The organism is Mycobacterium scrofulaceum, from assembly GCF_001667885.1.
GTDB classification, from domain to species: Bacteria; Actinomycetota; Actinomycetes; order Mycobacteriales; family Mycobacteriaceae; genus Mycobacterium; species Mycobacterium scrofulaceum_C.
The window spans coordinates 24,736-45,820 of the sequence record NZ_LZJW01000087.1; the positions used below are offsets into that span (position 1 = coordinate 24,736).

Annotated in this window: 19 protein-coding genes; 3 read left to right on the top strand and 16 right to left on the bottom strand. The window is 68.3% G+C overall.

Features of this window, described 5'->3' with window-relative positions; all coding sequences use genetic code 11:
• Position 1: 1 nt before the first annotated feature.
• The 9 genes from A5681_RS13075 to A5681_RS13115 form a co-directional block, all read right to left on the bottom strand.
• On the bottom strand, positions 2-1,180 hold the full coding sequence (locus A5681_RS13075) for an NAD(P)/FAD-dependent oxidoreductase (protein ID WP_067274897.1): 1,179 nt from the start codon (positions 1,178-1,180) through the stop codon (positions 2-4).
• 25 nt (positions 1,181-1,205) lie between these two features.
• Entirely contained in the window at positions 1,206-2,024 is an 819-nt protein-coding gene (locus tag A5681_RS13080; RefSeq protein WP_082968342.1) for a mycofactocin-coupled SDR family oxidoreductase, read from the bottom strand.
• A gap of 49 nt (positions 2,025-2,073) precedes the next feature.
• Positions 2,074-2,910, bottom strand: coding sequence for an SHOCT domain-containing protein (locus tag A5681_RS13085; RefSeq protein ID WP_067274904.1), 837 nt, complete (start codon positions 2,908-2,910; stop codon positions 2,074-2,076).
• A gap of 90 nt (positions 2,911-3,000) precedes the next feature.
• Positions 3,001-3,759, bottom strand: a complete 759-nt coding sequence (locus tag A5681_RS27975) for a PE family protein (RefSeq protein ID WP_082968343.1) — start codon at positions 3,757-3,759, stop codon at positions 3,001-3,003.
• A 132-nt stretch (positions 3,760-3,891) separates the two neighbouring features.
• Entirely contained in the window at positions 3,892-5,082 is a 1,191-nt protein-coding gene (gene tuf, locus A5681_RS13095; RefSeq protein ID WP_007167815.1) for an elongation factor Tu, read from the bottom strand.
• A 110-nt stretch (positions 5,083-5,192) separates the two neighbouring features.
• Positions 5,193-7,298, bottom strand: coding sequence for an elongation factor G (fusA, locus tag A5681_RS13100; RefSeq protein ID WP_082968344.1), 2,106 nt, complete (start codon positions 7,296-7,298; stop codon positions 5,193-5,195).
• 68 nt (positions 7,299-7,366) lie between these two features.
• On the bottom strand, positions 7,367-7,837 hold the full coding sequence (rpsG, locus tag A5681_RS13105; protein WP_067274907.1) for a 30S ribosomal protein S7: 471 nt from the start codon (positions 7,835-7,837) through the stop codon (positions 7,367-7,369).
• Positions 7,837-8,211, bottom strand: a complete 375-nt coding sequence (gene rpsL / locus A5681_RS13110) for a 30S ribosomal protein S12 (protein ID WP_007167812.1) — start codon at positions 8,209-8,211, stop codon at positions 7,837-7,839. Before rpsL ends, rpsG begins: the two co-directional genes overlap by 1 nt.
• 417 nt (positions 8,212-8,628) lie before the next feature.
• The gene (locus tag A5681_RS13115) at positions 8,629-9,273 is read right to left on the bottom strand and encodes a TetR/AcrR family transcriptional regulator (protein WP_067274910.1); all 645 of its coding nucleotides are present in this window, start codon (positions 9,271-9,273) and stop codon (positions 8,629-8,631) included.
• 136 nt (positions 9,274-9,409) lie between these two features.
• On the opposite strand from A5681_RS13115, the gene A5681_RS13120 reads away from it, so the two are divergent.
• From A5681_RS13120 to A5681_RS13130, 3 genes are all read left to right on the top strand, one after another.
• Entirely contained in the window at positions 9,410-9,778 is a 369-nt protein-coding gene (locus tag A5681_RS13120; protein WP_067274914.1) for a DUF3060 domain-containing protein, read from the top strand.
• Positions 9,779-9,855: 77 nt separating this feature from the next.
• Positions 9,856-10,311, top strand: a complete 456-nt coding sequence (locus A5681_RS13125; protein ID WP_419866323.1) for a DUF3060 domain-containing protein — start codon at positions 9,856-9,858, stop codon at positions 10,309-10,311.
• Positions 10,312-10,539: 228 nt separating this feature from the next.
• The gene (locus A5681_RS13130; protein ID WP_067274917.1) at positions 10,540-11,304 is read left to right on the top strand and encodes a DUF732 domain-containing protein; all 765 of its coding nucleotides are present in this window, start codon (positions 10,540-10,542) and stop codon (positions 11,302-11,304) included.
• A gap of 9 nt (positions 11,305-11,313) precedes the next feature.
• Here the strand turns inward: A5681_RS13130 and A5681_RS13135 are convergent, their stop codons facing one another.
• The 7 genes from A5681_RS13135 to A5681_RS13165 form a co-directional block, all read right to left on the bottom strand.
• Entirely contained in the window at positions 11,314-12,081 is a 768-nt protein-coding gene (locus A5681_RS13135) for a crotonase/enoyl-CoA hydratase family protein (RefSeq protein WP_067274921.1), read from the bottom strand.
• On the bottom strand, positions 12,078-12,797 hold the full coding sequence (locus A5681_RS13140; RefSeq protein ID WP_067274924.1) for a PaaX family transcriptional regulator C-terminal domain-containing protein: 720 nt from the start codon (positions 12,795-12,797) through the stop codon (positions 12,078-12,080). Before A5681_RS13140 ends, A5681_RS13135 begins: the two co-directional genes overlap by 4 nt.
• A 3-nt stretch (positions 12,798-12,800) precedes the next feature.
• On the bottom strand, positions 12,801-13,739 hold the full coding sequence (locus A5681_RS13145; protein ID WP_067274927.1) for a crotonase/enoyl-CoA hydratase family protein: 939 nt from the start codon (positions 13,737-13,739) through the stop codon (positions 12,801-12,803).
• Between the two features lie 8 nt (positions 13,740-13,747).
• Complete coding sequence (locus A5681_RS13150; protein WP_067274930.1) at positions 13,748-15,376, bottom strand: acyl-CoA dehydrogenase family protein; 1,629 nt, start codon at positions 15,374-15,376, stop codon at positions 13,748-13,750.
• 51 nt (positions 15,377-15,427) lie between these two features.
• Positions 15,428-16,258 (bottom strand): alpha/beta hydrolase family esterase, encoded by an 831-nt coding sequence (locus A5681_RS13155; RefSeq protein ID WP_067274933.1) that lies wholly within the window; start codon positions 16,256-16,258, stop codon positions 15,428-15,430.
• Between the two features lie 10 nt (positions 16,259-16,268).
• The gene (locus A5681_RS13160; protein ID WP_067274936.1) at positions 16,269-17,024 is read right to left on the bottom strand and encodes a deoxyribonuclease IV; all 756 of its coding nucleotides are present in this window, start codon (positions 17,022-17,024) and stop codon (positions 16,269-16,271) included.
• A 94-nt stretch (positions 17,025-17,118) separates the two neighbouring features.
• Positions 17,119-21,069: a DNA-directed RNA polymerase subunit beta' gene (locus tag A5681_RS13165; protein ID WP_067274939.1), complete on the bottom strand. Its 3,951-nt coding sequence runs from the start codon at positions 21,067-21,069 to the stop codon at positions 17,119-17,121.
• Positions 21,070-21,085 lie beyond the last annotated feature (16 nt).

Sequence of the window (21,085 nt, forward strand, 5' to 3'; positions counted from 1 at the left end):
CTCAGCCCAGCACGTCCGAAATGGGTGCGCCGTTGGCGATCTTCGCGCGCACCTTCATGACCTTGCCGGGCATCCCGCCGCCGACCACGCCCACCAGCACCCCGTCGCGCTCGTAGTAGGCCAGGAACTTGCGGCCGTCGTCCTCGACGAGGTGCACGGTGTCGGTGGCCTCCGGCTCGCCGAGGCACTGGATCTTGACGTCGTACTGGTCGCTCCAGAAGTAGGGCACGACGACGGCCGCCGACGACACATCCTGCCCCAGCATCGCGGGCACCACGACGCGGGTCTGGTCGGCGACGTTGCTCCAATGTTCTACGCGCGCTTGATGTCCCGTGGCGTCGCGCCAGGAGGCGACGTCGCCGAGCGCCCACACGTTGGGCGCGCTGGTCCGCCCGGCCTCGTCGCAGAGCACGCCGTTGTCGACCGCGACGCCGCTGCCCTCGAGCCAGCCGGTCGCGGGGTGCGACCCGATGCCGATGACCACCAGGCCGGCGGACAGCTCGGTGCCGTCCGTCAGCACCACCGTGTCCACCCGCGCGTCGCCGCGCACCTCGGCGACCCCGACCCCGAGGCGGACGTCGACCCCCTCCTCGCGGTGCAGGCGAGCGACGAGCTCGCCGATCCGCTCGCCGAGCACCGACGCCAACGGCGTCGGTTGCGGCTCGACCAACACGACGTCCACGCCGAGGCTGCGCAGGCTCGCCGCCACCTCGCAGCCGATGAAGCCGGCGCCGATGACGACGGCACGCTGCGCGGAGGACGCATGCTCGCGCAGCGCCATGCTCTGGTCGAACGTGCGCAGCACCCGGATGCCCTCGAGGTCCGGCAGCGTCGGGATGCGCCGCGGCACCAAGCCGGTCGCGATGACGAGTTCGTCGTAGCCGATCACGGACCCGTCGGCCAGCGTCACGGTCTGCGCCGCGGTGTCCAGGGCGGTGGCCGCCGCGCCCAGCCGCAGGGTGATGTCGTTCTCGTCGTACCACGCCCGGGGCTTGAGGGCGACGTCGTCGACCTCTTTGCGCAGCACCTCTTTTGACAGCGGCGGGCGATCGTAGGGCAAATGCACCTCGTCGCTGATGATCGTGACGCGGCCGGTGTACTCCGCTCGGCGGAGTTGCTCGGCTGTCCGGGCGGCGGCCAAACCGCCACCGACGATCACTATCCCTTTGCTCGCGGTCACGTGGAGTTCATACCACGATCGGCGATCAGTACTTCAATGCGCCCTTGTCGACGGGGACCTGCGTGCCCGTCACCGTGGCCGACCCGTCGCCAGCTAGCCACGCCACCACGTCGGCCACCTCGTCGGGCGACATGAACCCGTTGGGCTGCAACGGCATCGGGGGGAAGCTGTGCACGAAGCTGGGGTGGCGCGCAAATATCTCCATCATGGCCTCCGGCTCGATCATCGGGGTATCGACGGAGTAGGGATGGATGGAGTTGACCCGAATGTTGTATTCGCCGAGCTCGATGGCCAGCGTGTTGGTCAGCGCGGTGAGGCCGTGCTTGCTGGCCGAGTAATGGCCGTTGCCCGGCGTGGCCTTCAGCCCCGCCGACGAGCTGACCACGATGATCGAGCCGCCGTTGCCCGCCTCGATCATCGCGGGCACCGCGGCGCGCAGCGTGCGCCAGGTGCCGGTCAGGTTGACCCCGATCACGGTGTCCCACTGCTCGTCGGTGAGCTCCCAGAGCCGGCCCCAGCTCAGGACCCCGGCGTTGGCCACCACGACGTCGAGCCGGCCGAATTGCTCGACGCCGTCGGCCACCAGCTGGCGCAGCGCGGCGTCGTCGCGAACATCGGCCTCGCGGGCCAAGACCTTGCGGCCCTCGGCCTCCACCAGCCGGACGGTCTCGCTCAGATCCTCCGGCGTGGCCGGTGTGTAGGTCAGGCTCTTCGACGCCGGCGCACAGATGTCGAGCGCGATGATGTCGGCGCCTTCCCGGGCGAGCCGCACCGCGTGCGAGCGGCCCTGGGCGCGGGCGGCGCCGGTGATGAATGCCACCCGACCTTGCAGTGAATCAGCCACGAGGCAAGGCTAGCAGCGAAACTGAAACCTGTTCTAACTCGCCCGGCGGTCAGATTTCGGAGATGATCTGGGCCCGCCGGCTGTTGTATTCCTCGTCGGTCAGCGCTCCGCTGGCGCGCAGGGTCTCGAGTTCCTGCAGCCGCGCGGCGATCGACGGTTGCGGGGGCGTCGCCACCGGTGCCGGCCCCCCGGCGGTCGCCGGCTGGGGCTGCGCGGCGGGCGCCTGTTGTTCGGCCGCACGGCGCACCACCGCCTGGACCTGTTGGCGCAGCGCCGGGTTCGACCGGATGTCGACCATCCGGTTGAGCGGAACGTTGTTGGCCTTGAGGATCTGCAGGATCTCCATCAGCGGGCCGGCCTGGCCGCTCAGGTCGTAGGTCTTGTTGTCCTCGGCCACGGTGAACTGCGCGGGTACCAGGCCGTTGACCAAAGCGCTTCGCTCCCAGTCGATCCGGTATTCGTTGGTGGTGGGGTTGACGAGCACTACCAGCTTGCGGGCGGACAGGTTGCCGAGCCGGGTCACGCTGGCGATCACCCGGTCCTCGCTGTCGAACGGCAGGAAGCCGGGCCCCGCGATGTGCAGGTGCACCTTCACCACCTGCTGGTTGTTGATCCAGGTGCCCGTCTCGGTGACCCCGGTGATCTGGGCCAGCGCCAGCACGCCGCTCTGCTCGAGCTCCGCGTTCTTGGCCGACGACTTCGCGCCGTAATTGGCCAACGCCAGTGCGATCAGCACGTCGGCGACGGTGATCAGCAGACCGACGTAGAACATCCACTGCAGCAGGCTGCCGAGTCCGAGGGTGAAGTAGACGACCAGGAAAATCGGCCCGACCAGGCCGCCACACAGCAAAACAACCAACTGTGCCTTGAGATAGCGCGCCAACACGAGTGTCTCCTTACCCTTGCTGGGGATTTTCGTGTCAGGTTAGCTTCCGCGCTGTCGCCGCGCGCGCCATACGCGCAAACCGGGCGGGCGTCAGTCGATCTTGGGGATGACCGTCGGCGCCGGGCGCTCCGAAGACCCCGCGGGCGGCGCCGCGGCGGGCGAATGCGCCGACACCATTTTCACCGGCGTGCCGCCGGTGGACACCGGCATCGCCGGGGCCGCCGCGGCCTGCGGCGTCTCGACCTGCGCCGGCGTGGTCGCGAGCGGGTTCATCGGCGTCGGTGCCGTCGCCGCGGGCTGGGGGGCGGTGGCCGGGGTGTAGGCGGGCGTCACCATCCGCACCGGCGTCGCCGATGTGGTGGCCGGTGCCACCACCGCCGGCCCCGCGGTGGCCGCGGCCGCCGTCTGGCCGGCCTGCGCCTGCGCGCCCGCGAGCGCCGAGGCGGGCGCGATCGCCGAGGCCACGGGGCCCGCCGGTACGCCGGGCGCCGAACCGCCCGCGGCCGTCACCGCGGGTAGCTGCGCCGCCATCGACGCGGGGGCCGCCGCACTCTGCAGGGGCGAGGCGTTGGCCGCCTCGGTGGCAAGATACTGCGCCGCGCCGCCGTTCATCAGCTGGACGAACTGCTGGTGGAACGCCGCCGCTTGCGCGCTGAGCGCCTGGTAGACCTGGGAGTGCGCGCCGAACAGGGACGCGATGCTGGCCGACACCTCGTCGGCACCCGGGGCCAGCACGTTCGACGTCGGGCCCAGCGCCATCGAGTTGGCGGACGTGATCGTCCAGCCGATCCTGGCGAGGTCCGACGCGGCTGCGGCGACGTACTCAGGCGTCGTGAAAACGAAGGACATCCAACCTCCCGGCCATCTTCCCCCGACTCCCTTATCAGGGGATCGTAGCGGAGCCGCCCGCGCCGGGCCCGGTAAAACGCATAAAGCCCGGATTGCCGCATTCGGCAATCCGGGCTCTATGGCGAACTGGACCTACTTGATGATCTTGACGACCCGGCCGGCGCCCACGGTGCGGCCACCCTCGCGGATCGCGAACCGCAGACCCTCGTCCATGGCGACGGGCTGGATCAGCTTGACCGAGATGTTGGTGTTGTCACCGGGCATCACCATTTCGGTGCCCTCCGGCAGCGTCACCACACCGGTCACGTCGGTGGTGCGGAAGTAGAACTGCGGGCGGTAGTTGTTGAAGAACGGCGTGTGCCGGCCGCCCTCGTCCTTGGACAGGATGTAGACCTGGCCCTCGAACTCGGTGTGCGGCGTGGTGGTGCCGGGCTTCGTGACGACCTGACCGCGCTCGACGTCCTCGCGCTTGATACCGCGGAGCAGCAGACCGACGTTGTCACCGGCCTGGCCCTGGTCCAGCAGCTTGCGGAACATCTCCACACCGGTGACCGTGGTCTTGGTGCTGGCGGGGCGGATGCCGACGATCTCGACTTCCTCGTTCACGTTGATCACGCCGCGCTCGACGCGACCGGTGACCACCGTGCCACGACCCGTGATCGTGAAGACGTCCTCCACCGGCATCAGGAACGGCTTGTCGGTCTCGCGGACCGGGTCCGGGATCGACTCGTCGACGGCCTCCATCAGCTGCTCGACGGACTCGACCCACTTGGCGTCACCCTCGAGCGCCTTGAGCGCCGAGACCCGCACCACGGGGGCGTCCTCGTCGAACTCCTGGGCGGCCAGCAGCTCGCGGACCTCCATCTCGACGAGCTCGAGGAGCTCCTCGTCGTCGACCATGTCCGCCTTGTTCAGCGCGACCAGGATGTAGGGCACGCCGACCTGACGCGCCAGCAGCACGTGCTCGCGGGTCTGCGGCATCGGGCCGTCGGTGGCGGCGACCACCAGGATCGCCCCGTCCATCTGGGCGGCGCCGGTGATCATGTTCTTGATGTAGTCGGCGTGACCGGGGGCGTCGACGTGCGCGTAGTGGCGCTTGTCGGTCTGGTACTCCACGTGGGAGATGTTGATGGTGATACCGCGCTGACGCTCCTCGGGCGCGTTGTCGATCTGGTCGAACGCGCGGGACTCGTTCAGGTCCGGGTACTTGTCGTGCAGAACCTTGGTGATAGCCGCGGTCAGCGTCGTCTTGCCGTGGTCAACGTGACCGATGGTCCCAATGTTGACGTGCGGCTTCGTCCGCTCGAACTTCGCCTTCGCCACTTCGTTGTCCTCCTGGACTTGTTGGTGCTTGTTAAAGCAGTGTTGGTGTTTTCAGTTGTGCCGCGCCCAAGGCTTTGCAATGACCCGGCAAGATTACTCCGCAGGGATTTTTACTGACCCGTCGCCTTCGCGATGATCTCCTTCGACACGTTGGCCGGTACTTCGGCGTACGAGTCGAACACCATGGAGTAGTTCGCCCGGCCTTGGGTCTTGGACCTCAGGTCGCCGACGTAGCCGAACATCTCCGACAGCGGCACGTGCGCCCTGACGACGCGTGCACCGCTCCGCTCCTCCATGGCCTGGATCTGGCCACGGCGGGAGTTCAGGTCGCCGATCACATCGCCCATGTAGTCCTCGGGCGTGGTGACCTCGACGGCCATGATCGGTTCCAGGATCACCGGTTGTGCTTGCTGCGCAGCCTTTTTCAGGACCTGCGAACCGGCGATCTTGAACGCCATCTCGGACGAGTCGACCTCGTGGAAGGCGCCGTCGAGCAGGGTGACCTTGAGGTTCACCAGCGGGTAGCCGGCCAGCACACCGTATTGCATGGCGTCCTGCGCCCCGGCGTCCACCGACGGGATGTACTCCCGGGGGATGCGGCCACCGGTGACCTTGTTCTCGAACTCGTAGGTCGCACCGTCCTCGCCGGTGAACGGCTCGAGGTTGATGATCACCTTGGCGAACTGGCCCGAGCCACCCGTCTGCTTCTTGTGGGTGAACTCGACGTTGTTCGCGGCGCGCTTGATGGTCTCCTTGTAGGCCACCTGCGGCTTACCGACGTTCGCCTCGACCTTGAACTCGCGGCGCATGCGGTCCACCAGGATGTCCAGGTGCAGCTCGCCCATCCCGCCGATCACGGTCTGGCCGGTCTCCTGGTCCAGGTGCACCTTGAACGTCGGGTCCTCCTCGGCGAGCTTCTGGATCGACAGCGACAGCTTCTCCTGGTCGCTCTTCGTCTTGGGCTCGATGGCCACCTCGATGACCGGGTCCGGGAAGGTCATGGACTCGAGGACGACCTGGTCGTTCGGGTCGCTCAGGGTGTCACCGGTGGTGGTGTCCTTCAGACCGATCACCGCGTAGATGTGACCGGCCGAGGCGGTCTCCACCGGGTTCTCCTTGTTGGAGTGCATCTGGAACAGCTTGCCCAGCCGCTCCTTCTTGCCCTTCGTGGAGTTGATGACCTGGCTGCCGGAGTCGACCTTGCCCGAGTAGACCCGGACGTAGGTCAGCTTGCCGAAGAACGGGTGCGTGGCCACCTTGAACGCCAGCGCGGCGAACGGCTCGTCGGTCGACGGCTTGCGGATGACCTCGACGTCCTCCTTGCCCGGCGCGTGGCCGACGGCCGGGGGCACGTCCAGCGGCGAGGGCAGGTAGTCGATGACCGCGTCCAGCATCGGCTGGACGCCCTTGTTCTTGAACGCGCTGCCGCACAGGACCGGGTACGCCTCCGAGCTGATGGTCAGCTTGCGGATCGCGCCCTTGATCTCCTCGACGGTCAGTTCCTCGCCGCCCAGGTACTTGTCCAGAAGCGCCTCGTCCGTCTCGGCGACGGCCTCGAGCAGCTTGGTGCGGTACTCGTCGGCCTTCTCCTGCAGGTCGGCCGGGATGTCGACGACGTCGTACTTCTCGCCGAGCTTGGCCTCGGGGCTCCACACCTTGGCCTTCATCTCGACCAGGTCGACGACGCCGGAGAAGTCGCCCTCGGAGCCGACGGGCAGCTGGATCGGGATGACGTTGGCGCCCAGCCGCTCCTCCATGGTGCGGACCGAGAAGTAGAAGTCGGCGCCGATCTTGTCCATCTTGTTGACGAAGCAGATCCGCGGGACGTCGTACTTGTCGGCCTGCCGCCACACCTGCTCGGACTGGGGCTCGACGCCCTCCTTGCCGTCGAAGACGGCAACGGCACCGTCGAGCACGCGCAGGCTGCGCTCCACCTCGACGGTGAAGTCGACGTGGCCCGGGGTGTCGATGATGTTGATCTGGTTGTCGTTCCAGAAGCAGGTGGTAGCCGCGGAGGTGATGGTGATCCCCCGCTCCTGCTCCTGCTCCATCCAGTCCATGGTGGCGGCGCCGTCGTGCACCTCACCGATCTTGTAGCTGATACCGGTGTAGTAGAGGATGCGCTCGGTCGTCGTCGTTTTGCCGGCGTCGATGTGCGCCATGATGCCGATGTTGCGGACCTTGGTCAGGTCGGTCAGCACGTCCTTCTGTGCCACAGAAGTCTTCCCACTCTTTCGATTGCTTGGTTGCTGTCGTGTGCGCGCCGGCGACTATGCCGGCGTGATCACCAGCGATAGTGCGCGAAGGCGCGGTTTGCCTCGGCCATCTTGTGGGTGTCCTCGCGCCGTTTGACGGAGGCCCCCAGGCCGTTGCTGGCGTCCAGGATCTCGTTCGCCAGCCGCTCGACCATCGTCTTCTCCCGGCGCTGCCGCGAGAAGCTGACAAGCCAGCGCAGCGCCAGCGTGGTGGACCGGTCCGGACGGACCTCGACCGGCACCTGGTAGGTCGCACCACCGACGCGGCGGCTGCGCACTTCCAGCGCGGGCTTGACGTTGTCGAGAGCACGCTTGAGCGTGATCACGGGGTCAGTACCTGTCTTTTCCCGGGCGTTCTCAAGCGCACCATAAACAATGCGCTCGGCCAGCGATTTCTTCCCCTGCAGCAGAACTTTGTTCACCAGCTGGGTGACCAGCTGCGATCCGTAGACCGGGTCGTTGACCAGCGGACGCTTGGGCGCGGGCCCCTTGCGCGGCATTAGCTCTTCTCCTTCTTCGCGCCGTAACGGCTGCGGGCCTGCTTGCGGTTCTTGACGCCCTGGGTGTCGAGCGAACCGCGGATGATCTTGTAGCGCACGCCGGGCAGGTCCTTCACTCGGCCACCGCGCACCAGCACCATCGAGTGCTCCTGCAGGTTGTGGCCCTCGCCCGGGATGTAGGCGGTGACCTCGACCTGGCTCGTCAGCTTCACGCGCGCGACCTTCCGAAGCGCCGAGTTCGGCTTCTTCGGGGTGGTGGTGTACACGCGAGTGCATACGCCACGGCGCTGCGGGCTGCCCTTCAGGGCCGCGGTCTTGACCTTGGCGATCTTGTCGCGGCGACCCTTGCGGACCAGCTGCTGAATGGTTGGCATCTAGGCGGCTTTCTGTGTTCGTGTTTTGCGTCTGTCGGCGGTTCTCAAGTCTTCGTACTGCGGTTATGCCCGGTCGCACTACCCCGCGGCCGGGTGTGTCGCACGCGTTGCGCACCGGAGGGGGATCCGATGCATCGTGGACATGCGAATTCGCCCGGCATCCACTTCCTTACGGTTAGGCGCCGTAAGCCGCCAGGCACGAGCCTCCACAATACCCGCCGGCGGTCTCGCAGGTCAAAGCGGCGGCCCAGCGACGATCGCGAGCCCGGCGCCGCCGGGTGAAGCGGGTCGTCGCCATCAAAGCCCAGCGGTGATCGCGAGCCCGGCGCCGCCGGGTGAAGCGGGTCGTCGCCATCGAAGCCCAGCGGCGATCGCGAGCCCGGCGCGGCCGGGTGAAGCGGGTCGTCGCCATCAAAGCTAGCCCCGGGCGCCGTCGTGGGTGACGCGCCGTTCCAGACCCGCCGCCAGGCGCAGCACCATGTCCGAGAACAGCGCGTCGGTGTCGATGTCGTCCATGACACCGGTCATCTCCAGCAGCACGAAGCCGTGCAGGGCGGACCAGAACTCCAGGGCCGCGTAGAAGGCCTCGTCGCCGTCGAGACCGTAGGAGGACAGCACCGCGATCACCGGGGCGGCCGCGCCCCGGGTCGCCGCGGTGTATTCGGGGTCGTCGCCGCCCAGCGGCATCCGGGTGAACGCCGAGTACCGGCCGGGGTGGTGATGCGCGTAGCTGCGGTAGGCGCCCGCCATGACCAGCACCGCGTCGTCGCGGGCGCGGCCCTCGCCGACCCTGTTGAGCATCGTGATGATGTCGTCGATGACGCGGATCCGCACGGCGCGGCGCAGGTCCTCCAGGCTGTCGACGTGGTTGTAGAGCGACGGGCCCTTGGTGCCCAGCTGCGTCGCCAGCGCGTTGATGGTGAGGGCGTCCCAGCCCTCCCGGTCCAGGAAGGTCAGCGCCCCGTCGATGATGCCCTCGCGGCTCAGCTTGGCCGGGCGGGAGCCGGTCCGCCCCGCGCGCGGGCGCCCGGCCGCCGTCGGCGTTTCGGGCTGAGCTGCCATGGCGGGCCCTTCGCTTGGGATGTTCGGAATGCTTAACTAATGACTCTAGTTGACGCCGGTCGCGAAACTATTTCCGCCATGGCCGGATGGACGTAATCTCAGTCCAGCTGATTTCCCGTCACAAAGGGGGCCCGCAGTGCACTGGACGACCGTCGCCGGGTCGCTGGCTACCTGTGTCATCACCGTCGCCGCAACCCCCTCCCCCGCCGCGCACGCCAAGAACGGCGACACCCACATCGTCGGCCAGGGCATCCAGCAGACGCTGGACTGCAACGACGCCACGCTGTTCGTCAACGGCTCCTTCAACAACGTCACGGCGCTGGGCAACTGCTACGCGGTGACGGTGATGGGCTCGTCCAACACGGTCGTCGCCGATTCGGTCTCGCACGACATCACCGTCTACGGCTACGACCAGACGGTGTTCTTCCACAACGGCGCGCCGGTCCTCTGGGACCGCGGCCGCGAGCTGGGCATGACCAACCGGCTCCAGCAGGTGCCCGGCTAGGCCCGGCAACACATCACCATCCAACCGAGGGGAATCGAGGAACATTGTCCGCCCGCATCTTTGACCGCCCCTCGGGGCTGATCGCGCTCACCGTGGCCCCGGCCGTCGCGGCCGTGTTGGTGGCCGGCTGCAGCTCGACGGCAAACCCGCCCGCGGGTTCCAGCACGACCACCAAGAGCAGCCCGACGACGACGACAAGCGCCGGGGCGGCCACCACGACGCAGTCGGGCGGGGCCAGCACCACCGCGTCGGTCGAGATCGGCAACACGCTCACCTACGGGTCGATGGGCACCACCGCGACGCTTGACTGCGCCAGCGGCAAGTCGCTGAACGTGGGCGGTTCGGACAACACGCTCACCATCACCGGCTCCTGCGCGACGGTGACGGTCGGCGGCGCGAACAACAAGATCACCCTGGACAAGGTGGACACCCGGATCAGCGTGATCGGGTTCAACAACACCATCACCTACAAGGATGGAGCGCCCAAGGTCGACAACCTTGGCTCGGGCAACACGATCACCAAGGGCGGCTGACCGCCGGCCGGCCTCACGCGACACGTAAACCATGGCGACGACACGCCGGGTCGAGCCGCCATGGTTTATGTCTCGCGCAATTCCCGGACGCGGCAGCGCGGCGCCGTTGCGCCACAACCGATTTCATACCGGGACCGCCGCGGCCGGGCACCTGAACGCGCCGCGCGGTGCCGAGGTGCCTGGAGCGGGGCGCGGGCATATGATGATGCCGGCAGAACGGAACCCAGCATGTTCACCAGTACCACCATTCGCGCCGGCGCAATGGTCGCGGCCATCGCGGTACTGATCGGCGTCGTGCTGCTCCCCCACGGCGCCGCGGCGGCCGACCCCAACCCCGACGATCAGTTCGTGGCGCTGCTGGACCAAAAGGGCATCCCCGCCCTCGAAAACGTGCCCAGCCTCATCGCCACGGCCCATCGGGTCTGTCGCCAGCTCGACGGCGGAATGCCGGTGGACGGCGTGGTCGACGACATGAGGGAACGCGCGTTCAAAGCCAACTCGTCCGGCGGCCCTTACCCGGCCGACCGCGTCGCGCGCACCATCGCGCGCTTCATCTCCGCCGCCGTCGAGGCGTACTGCCCGAACGATCAGCCGAAGATCGCTTCGCTCCAAGGCATGGCGAATGCCCTGCCCGGCGCGACCGAGCCGGCGCCGCGGATCACCGCGTTGCACGTGATCGGCGTCGCGTCGCAGACACCGACGGGCGAAGTCTGCCTGGCGGGCTGCGGCGCGTTGCCCGTGGGGGAAACCGCCCCGCCGGAGCCACCCCAACTGCCGCCGCCACCGCCGCCCACCGCACAGAACTTGGCGCCGCCCCGACCGGTCGTGACGCCGTCTCCACCGCAACAACCGCCGCCGCCGCAGCAGGCACCGCAGCCTGGGCCGCAACAGGGGCCGCCGGCCGCCCCCGCGCCGGGGGGCCCTCCCGGCAGTGGCGGCGCCGATCCGGAGCCCCCGCCGGGGCCGCCCGGCCGGGTGCGGTTGGCACCGTAACCGATCGAGCTAGCTTGCGGGAGCCCCGTGCCTGCCCGCGCCCGCGGCGAACCGTCCCGCTCCTTCGTTCGCTTCGGCGGCGACGCGGGAGATGCTGGCGAATTCGAAGTCGATTGCCTCGGATTCCGTTGTCCCCCATTGGTGTAGCGCCGAGAGCCGGTCGGACCGCAGGCACTGCTGCGGCAGCGCGGCCAGCTGCGCCGCCAGTTCCTCGGCCGCCTGCCGCGCCTGACCGTTGGGCACGACGCGGTTGGCCAGACCCATCGCGAGCGCTTCGTCGGCCTTGACGCCGCGGCCGGTGAGGATCATGTCCATCGCGCGGCTGTGTCCGATCAGCCGCGGCAGCCGCACCGTGCCGCCGTCGATCAGCGGCACTCCCCAGCGGCGGCAGTACACGCCGAACACGGCGTCCTCCTCGGCCACCCGCAGGTCGCACCAGACGGCCAACTCCAGACCCCCGGCGACCGCGAAGCCGCTGACGGCGGCGATCACCGGCTTGGACAACACCATTCGCGTCGGCCCCATCGGGCCCGGGCCCGTGCGGTGCACGGCGTTGGCGTCCGGCGTGCCGAAGGCCTTCAAATCGGCGCCGGCACAGAAGGTTCCACCGTCTCCCCACAACACGGCGACCGAGGCGGTGTCGTCGCGGTCGAATTCGTCGAACGCCGCGTAGAGCGCGGCGGCCGTGGGGCCGTTGACGGCGTTGCGGGCGGCCGGCCGGTTCAGGATCACCGTCGTCACCGGGCCGTTGCGTTCGATGCGCACTTCGTCGCTCATTTTGCCTCCGCGAATAGTGGTTCCCGCCGCTGCAGCAGCTCAGTGGCGAAGTCATGGTAGGCCGCACGCAGCCGCGCGCCGGGCCAGTCGGCGGGCAGCAGTTCGTCGGGCAGCACGGGGTCGGTGAGCAGGTGTCGCACCGTCGCGGCGGCCACCACGAACCGGGCGGGAATGTCCGGCGCGGCGGACATTTCGTCGAGCAGCTGGTTACCGGCCCTGGCCCACCCCGGCAGGTCCCACAGCTGGGCGGCGAGCTCGGCGGCGTCGTCGACGTGCGCCCGCAGGACCCGCACGCGGGCGTCGATCTCGGGATCGAGGTCCAGCTCCAGATTGTCGGGGCGCATCCACACGCCCTCGCGTAGTTCACCGAAGCGCTTGCCGTGCATGGTGTTCCGCAGCGCGGCCCGGGTGCGCGCGTCGCCGCCCACGCTGGTCACGATCAGCGTGACCCACTCCCCGCCCCATGGGCGCACCCGTGGGTCGATGGCGTCGTCCTGGCGTCGCTGCCGGGCCAGCAGGCGATCGGAGAGCCGATAGCCGTCGGCGGAGCGGATCAGGTCACCGGCGCCGACCATGCGGGTCAACGCCACCCGCAGGGTCGTCTCCTTGATGCCGAAATCCGCGGTAAGCCTGACCAATTCGCTGGCCCGCGCGTGCGCGGGGTGGGCCCCCAGCAGCACGCTGAGCACCACCGATCGGGCCGTCATGGGGGCCATGGGTTAGACCTGTGACGCGCGGCGGCCGTAGTCCCCGAAGGGCTCGTCGCGGTGCCGCACCGCTTCCCGGAAGCCGTGTTCGGTGGCGTCGGCGACGAAGGCGTGGCCTTCCGGGGTGTGCCGGGCGACACCGTCGAACACGGTGCTGACCATCCGGCTGGTGGCCACCCCCTGTTGCAACAGGGCCGAATTCAGCGCGAGCTTGACCATGATCAGCTGGTTGACCGGCACCGCGGCGATCCGCTGCACCAGCCGCTCGGTGCGCTCGTCAAGGTCCTTCGGATCCGGCGCCTCGACCGCAAGGCCCCATTCGGCGGCCTGCGCGCCGGTGATGCAGTCGCCGGTGAACAGCAGGCGCTTGGCGCGCTGGTCGCCCAGCCGGTGCGCCCACAGGCCCGCCGCCGGCACGCCCCACACCCGGGTCGGCGGGTAGCCGATCTTGGCGTCGGCGGCGGCGATCACCTGGTCGGCGTGCAGCGCGATGTCGGTGCCGCCGGCCACGCAGTAGCCGTGGATCTTGACCACCGTCGGCTTGTCGGCGTGCATCAGGCTGGCGAAACCACGCACGAACCGGCTCATCATCTGGTAGTCGATCATCGGGTCCCACGGCTGATCGGGTAAGTGGTTGACCGCCTGGGTCTTTCCGCTGAGCACGGTGCCCGCATAGCCGCCGGTGCCACCGGCCGAGCCGGTGCGGTCGGCGTACGCGCTCAAATCGAAACCGGCGCAGAAGCCCTCGCCGCGGCCCGACACCAGGATCACGTGCACGTTGGGATCCAGGTCGGCCCGTTCGACGAGCGCCGAGAGCTCCAGCGGGGTGTCCGCGACGATCGCGTTGCCCTTCTCCGGCCGGTTGAAGGTGATCCGGGCGACCCGGTCGGTGACCTCGTAGGTCATCGTCTTCAGGTTGTCGAAGTCGACGGGCCTGATCGCGTGAGTCATGTTGCGGCTCAGCCCTTTACCAGTGAACGCTCCAGGATGGGGGCCAGATCCAGGCCCGTGGGCATGGTGCCGTAGGCCCCGCCCCACTGGCGGTCGAGCCGGGTGGTCAGGAAGGCCTCGGCGACCGCGGGGTGCCCGTGGCGCACCAGCAGCGATCCCTGCAGCGCGAGACAGATGTCCTCGGCGACCTTGCGGGCCCGGTGCGCGATGGTGTCCAGGTCGGAGAGATCGGCCCGTAGCCGGTCGGCGTGAGCGCCCAATCGCGGGTCGGCCGCGGCGCTCTCGGACAGCTCGGTGAACAGGACCTCGACGCATTCGGGGCGGGTTGCCATGGCGCGCAACGTATCCAGCGCACTGACGTTGCCCGAGCCCTCCCAGATGCCCATCAGCGGCGCTTCACGGAACAGTCGCGGCATGCCCGAATCCTCGACGTAGCCGTTACCGCCCAGGCACTCCAGCGCCTCGGCGGCGTGCGGGGTGGCGCGCTTGCACACCCAGTACTTGCTGGCCGCCAGACCGATGCGGCGCAGCAGCGCCTCCTGCTCGTCGCCGCGCAACGCCTTGTCGGTGGCGCCGGCCATCCGCATCGCGACGATGGTCGCGGCCTCGGCCTCGACGGCCAGGTCGGCGAGCACATTGCGCATCAGCGGCTGGTCGATCAAATAGGCGCCGAACGCCTTTCGGTGCTGCGCGTGGTGGATCGCGCGGGTCAGGCCCGTGCGCATGCTGGTCGCGCTGCCCAGCGTGCAGTCCAGCCGGGTCAGGTTGACCATCTCGATGATGGTGGGGACGCCACGCCCCTCCTCGCCCACCAGCCACGCCGTGGCGCCGTCATATTCGACCTCGCTGGACGCGTTGGCGTGGTTGCCGAGCTTGTCCTTGAGCCGCTGCAGGAACATGCGGTTGCGACTGCCGTCGGGCAGGATGCGCGGCAGCAGGAAGCAGGACAACCCGCCCGGGGCCTGCGCGAGGACCAGGAAGATGTCGCACATCGGGGCCGAGGTGAACCACTTGTGCCCGGTCAGGCGGTAGCTGCCGTCACCGTTCGGGGTGGCCTGCGTGGTGCCGGCGCGCACGTCGGATCCGCCCTGTTTCTCGGTCATCGACATGCCGGCGGTGATGCCGCGTTTGGTGGTGGCCAGCTTGAGCTCGGGATCGTAGTCGCGACTGGTGAGCAGCGGCTCGTAAACCGCCGCGAGTTCGGGGTTGTAGCGCAGCGCGGGGACGACGGCGTAGGTCATCGAGATCGGACAGGTGTGGCCGGGCTCGACGTTCCACACCGACATCTTGGCCGCCCGCACCACGTGGGCGCCTTGGCGCTCGTCGGCCCACGGCGCCGCGTGGATGCCGCTGGCGATCGCCGTGCGCATCAGCTCGTGATAGGCCGGGTCGTACTCGACCTCGTCGACCCGGTGGCCGTACTTGTCGTGGGTGTGCAGGATGGGCCGATTGCGGTCGGCGAGCTCGCCCCACCGCTGGGCTTGGGGACCACCGGCGATCGCGCCCACCTCGGTCACCTCGTCCAGGCCCCATTCCCCGCCCTCGCGGATCAGGGCCTCGACGAGCACCGCGGACGTCGCGGGGTTGTAGTTCTCCAGCGGAGGAACCTGGTTGGTGACGACATGCGTATCCGACATGCCCCTCATGTTACATTTTTTCGACAGCCGCACAAGAGCTGTAATACGGCATCATCGTGGGTGCGCGGCGAAGAATTCCCACAGGTCGCGGGCGGCGAACGGCGGCCACTCGTGCCCGCCCGCCTCGATCGTGATGAGCGTGACGCCGCGGCCGCCGGCACACCCCGCCGTCGACGTGGTGATCGGGCCATTGCTGGTGGTGGACGGGCTCGCGCACTGATCGACGTTGCGCCAGAACGCATTCACGTCGGGTACCGAAGGGCCGTTGATGACGCTGAAACCCTGCCCACCGCCGTAGGGCACCAGCCGGTCCGCCGTGCCGTGAATGTGCATGATCGACGTCGGACGCGGATTGGGACATCGGTTCAGCTGCGTGCCCGCGACCGGACCGATCGCGGCGAAGATGTCGGTGGCACACGCCAGCGTGTAGGACATGATGCCGCCGTTGCTCATACCGGAGACATAGATGCGGGCGGGGTCGGTGCCGAGGTGCTTGGCGACGTCGGCGACGACCGCGCTGATGAACGCGACGTCGTCGACGCCCTCCCGTCCTGGCCGGCCGCAGCACGTCTCCCCCTCGACGTTCCACGCACGGTCCAGACCGTCCGGGTAGGCGACGACGAACTTGGCCGAATCGGCCAATTCGTCCCAGCCGTAATCCCTTTCGACCTGCCGGGCGCTCCCGGAATAGCCGTGCAGCACGACGACCAGCGGCGGCGAAGCCGGTTTGCCCGCCGGCTCGTAGAGCCGGTAGCTGCGATCGTGTCCGCCGACATCGAGGTGGTGCAGGCTGGTCCCGGTGACGAAGCCCGAGGGCGGCGCCGGCGAACAGCTCACGACCAGCAGGACGACCCCGAGGAGGGTTGCGAGCCGACCGAGCACGGGCCGGGTCTCAGCCGCCGGTCTTTTCCCGCAGGAACGCGATGTCGTCCTTGCGTCCCTCGTCGGCGGTCTCACAGATGACGGGCGCGTCGGCCGCCGTGACCACCGCGACGAGCAGCTCGGGATCGATCTGGCCGGTACCGAAGTTGGCGTGCCGGTCGGCGCCCGAACCCGCCGCGTCCCTCGAGTCGTTGCAGTGCACCAGGTCGATGCGTCCGGTCAGGGCCCTGATCCGGTCGACCGCGTCGACCAGCGCCTCACCCGCGGCCCAGGCGTGACAGGTGTCCAGGCAGAAGCCGATTCCCTTGTCGCCGATGTGATCCCAGAGTCTGCCGATGGTGTCGAAATAGCGGGCCATCGCGTGGTCGCCGCCCGCGGTGTTCTCCAGGTACACGGGCACGTCGGATTCCAGGTAGTCCAGCGCCTTGACCCAGCGCTGGAACCCGGCCTCCATGTCGTCGTCGTCCGCGTGGCCGCCGTGCACGATCACGGCCGTCGCGCCGATCTCCGCGGCCGCGTCGCAGGTGTCCTGCAGGATCTTGCGCGACGGGATGCGGATGCGGTTGTTCGCCGATGCCACGTTGATCAGGTACGGCGCGTGGACGTAGAGCGGCACGGCCGAGGCCTTGAGCGTCGGGGCGTCGTCGCGGGGCTTCGGCTTCTTCCAGCTCTGCGGATTGCCGAGGAAGAACTGCACCACGTCGGCCCCGTCCGCCTGGGCGGCGGCCAGCGGGTCGTCGTTGTGGACGTGTGAACCGATGAGCACGTCGCCAGTGTAGTAAGGGCCGCCGACGCGAGCGTCGGGTGCGAACGGGTACGAAAAAGCCCCGGGCCGAGACCCGGGGCTTTTTCTGTGTGGACTAGCGGTAGTCGGAGTACCCGTAGTCGTCCAGCGGAACCGCGGCTCCGGTGGCCTGGCCGAAGTCCGGGCTGTAGTACTGATCCTCGTAGGACGGGATCGTGTACGCGGCGGCCCGGGCCTCCTCGGTCGGCTGCACCTGGATGTTGCGGTACCGGTTGATGCCGGTACCCGCCGGGATCAACTTTCCGATGATCACGTTCTCCTTCAGACCGTTGAGCTTGTCGCTGCGGCAGTTGATCGCCGCATCGGTCAGCACTCGCGTGGTCTCCTGGAACGACGCCGCACTCAGCCACGAGTCCGTCGCGAGGCTCGCCTTCGTGATACCCATCAGCACCGGGCGACCGGCGGCGGGCTCGCCGCCCTCGGCCACCACCCGGCGGTTCTCCGCCTCGAACTCCGCGCGGTCGATCAGCGAACCGGGCAGGAACTCCGTCGAGCCCGAGTCGATGATGGTGACGCGGCGCAGCATCTGGCGAACGATCACCTCGATGTGCTTGTCGTGGATCGACACACCCTGGGCGCGGTAGACCTCCTGGACCTCGCGGACCAGGTGGATCTGCACCTCGCGCGGGCCCTGCACGCGCAGCACCTCGTGCGGGTCGGCCGAACCCTCCATCAGCTGCTGGCCCACCTCGACGTGGTCGCCGTCGGACAGCACCCGCTCGGAACCGTCGTCGTGCTTGAACACGCGCAGCCGCTGCCGCTTGGAGAGCTTGTCGTACACGACCTCCTCGCTCCCGTCGTCGGGAATGATGGTGATCTTGTAGAAGCGCTCGCCCTCCTCGAGTTGCACCCGCCCGGTGACGTCGGCGATCGGCGCCTTGCCGCGCGGGACGCGGGCCTCGAACAGCTCCTGCACACGGGGCAGACCGCCGGTGATGTCCTCACCGACACCACCCTGGTGGAAGGTACGCATCGTCAGCTGCGTGCCCGGCTCACCGATGGACTGCGCGGCGACGATGCCGACCGCCTCGCCGATGTCGACCAGCTTGCCGGTCGCCATCGACCGCCCGTAGCAGGTCGCGCACACCCCGGTGCCCGTGGTGCACGTCAGCACCGAACGCACCTTGACCTGCGTGATGCCCGCCGCCAGCAGCGCGTCGATCTCCGGGTCACCCAGGTCCTCGCCGCGGGCGACGACGACGTTGCCCGCCTCGTCGACCGCGTCGGTGCCCAAAGTCCGCGCGTAGGCCGAGGTTTCGATGTACGGGTCACGGATCAGGGTGCCGTCGGGCTGACGCTCGGCGAGCTCGACGAGGATGCCGCGCTCGGTCTCGCAATCGTGCTCGCGGACGATGACGTCCTGGCTCACGTCCACCAGACGACGGGTCAGGTAACCCGAGTCGGCGGTACGCAACGCGGTGTCCGCCAGACCCTTTCGGGCGCCGTGCGTGTTGATGAAGTACTCCAGCACGGTCAGGCCCTCGCGGAACGACGACTTGACCGGACGCGGGATGAACTCACCCTTCGGGTTGGTCACCAGGCCCTTCATGCCGGCCAGCGTCCGGGTCTGGGTGAAGTTACCCGTGGCACCCGAGTCGACGATCGTGATGATCGGGTTGTCGCTCGGGTAGTGCTCGCGGAGCGCCTGACCGACCTCGTCGGTGGCTTCCTTCCAGATCTCCACCAGCGCCTCGTTGCGCTCGTCGTGGTTCAAAGCGCCACGCTGGAACTGCTTTTCGACCTTCTCGGCCCGCTCCTCGTACTGGTCGAGGATCTCCTTCTTGCGCGGCGGGACCAGCACGTCGGCCATCGACACGGTGACACCGCTGCGGGTGGCCCAGTAGAAGCCGGCGTCCTTGAGCTTGTCGACGGTCTGCGCGACCACGATCATCGGGTAACGCTCGGCGAGGTCGTTGATGATCGCGGCCTGCACCTTCTTGTGCATCTGCTTGTTCACGAACGGGTAGCCCACCGGCAGCAGCTCGTTGAACAGCACCCGGCCCAGCGTGGTCTCCGCCATCCAGGCGTCGCCCGGCTGCCAGCCGTTGGCACCGAACACCTCGGCCTCGACCTCGGCCGGCGGACGCAGCTGCGTCAGTCGCACCTTGATCTTGGCCCGCACCGAGAGGACGCCGCGATCGGCGGCCATGATCGCCTCGGCCGGCGAGGAGTACACCCCGACCTCGGGCTGATCCTTTGCGGCGGGCTGGAATTCGCCCTTGTCGCCGTCGACCTCGGTGGTCAGGAAGTACAACCCGGTCACCATGTCCAGTCGCGGCATGGCCAACGGACGGCCGGACGCGGGCGACAGGATGTTGTTACTCGACAGCATCAGGATGCGGGCCTCGGCCTGCGCCTCGGCGCTCAGCGGCAGGTGCACCGCCATCTGGTCACCGTCGAAGTCGGCGTTGAACGCCTCACACACCAACGGGTGCAGCTGAATGGCCTTGCCCTCCACCAGCATCGGCTCGAAGGCCTGGATGCCCAGCCGGTGCAGGGTGGGTGCCCGGTTCAGCAGCACCGGGTGCTCGGCGATGACCTCTTCCAGCACGTCCCACACCTGGGGACGCTGCCGCTCCACCATTCGCTTGGCGCTCTTGATGTTCTGCGCGTGGTTGAGGTCGACGAGCCGCTTCATCACGAACGGCTTGAACAGCTCGAGCGCCATCAGCTTGGGCAGACCGCACTGGTGCAGCTTGAGCTGCGGGCCGACCACGATGACCGAACGGCCCGAGTAGTCGACACGCTTACCGAGCAGGTTCTGGCGGAACCGACCCTGCTTGCCCTTCAACAGATCCGACAGCGACTTGAGCGGGCGGTTGCCCGGCCCGGTGACCGGGCGGCCGCGGCGGCCGTTGTCGAACAACGCGTCGACGGACTCCTGCAGCATCCGCTTCTCGTTGTTGACGATGATCTCGGGCGCGCCGAGGTCGATCAGCCTCTTGAGGCGGTTGTTGCGATTGATGACCCGGCGGTACAGGTCGTTCAGGTCGCTGGTCGCGAACCGGCCACCGTCGAGCTGCACCATCGGGCGCAGCTCCGGCGGGATCACCGGGACCGCGTCGAGCACCATGCCCATCGGCGAGTTGCCGGACTGCTGGAAGGCGGCGACCACCTTCAGCCGCTTGAGGGCGCGAAGCTTCTTCTGCCCCTTGCCGTTTCGGATGACGTCACGCAGCGAGTCGGCCTCGGCGTCGATGTCGAAGTTCTCGATGAGCTTCTGGATCGACTCCGCGCCCATCGCGCCGGTGAAGTACTCGCCGTAGCGGTCGACGAGCTCGCGGTAGAGGTTCTCGTCGACGATCAGCTGCTTGGGGGCCAGCTTGGTGAAGGTGTTCCAGATGTCCTCCAGCCGGTCCAGCTCGCGCTGGGCGCGGTCGCGCAGCTGGCGCATCTCCCGCTCACCGCCGTCGCGCACCTTGCGGCGCGCGTCGGCCTTGGCACCCTCGGCCTCCAGCTCGGCCAGGTCGGCCTCCAGCTTCTGCGCGCGGGCCTCCAGGTCGGCGTCGCGCTGGTCCTCAACGGCCTTGCGCTCCACCATCATTTCGGCCTCGAGCGTGGACAGCTCGTTGTGCCGCATCTCGTCGTCGACCGACGTGATCACGTACGCCGCGAAGTAGATGATCTTCTCGAGATCCTTCGGGGCGAGGTCGAGCAGGTAGCCCAACCGGGAAGGCACACCCTTGAAGTACCAGATGTGCGTGACCGGCGCGGCGAGCTCGATGTGGCCCATCCGCTCGCGGCGCACCTTGGCGCGGGTCACCTCGACGCCGCAGCGCTCACAGATGATGCCCTTGAAGCGGACGCGCTTGTACTTGCCGCAGTAGCACTCCCAGTCGCGAGTCGGTCCGAAGATCTTCTCGCAGAACAGGCCGTCCTTCTCCGGCTTCAGCGTGCGGTAGTTGATCGTCTCCGGCTTCTTGACCTCGCCGTAAGACCATTGCCTGATGTCCTCCGCGGTGGCCAGGCCGATACGGAGTTCATCGAAGAAGTTGACGTCGAGCACGTAACTCCCTTTCCCC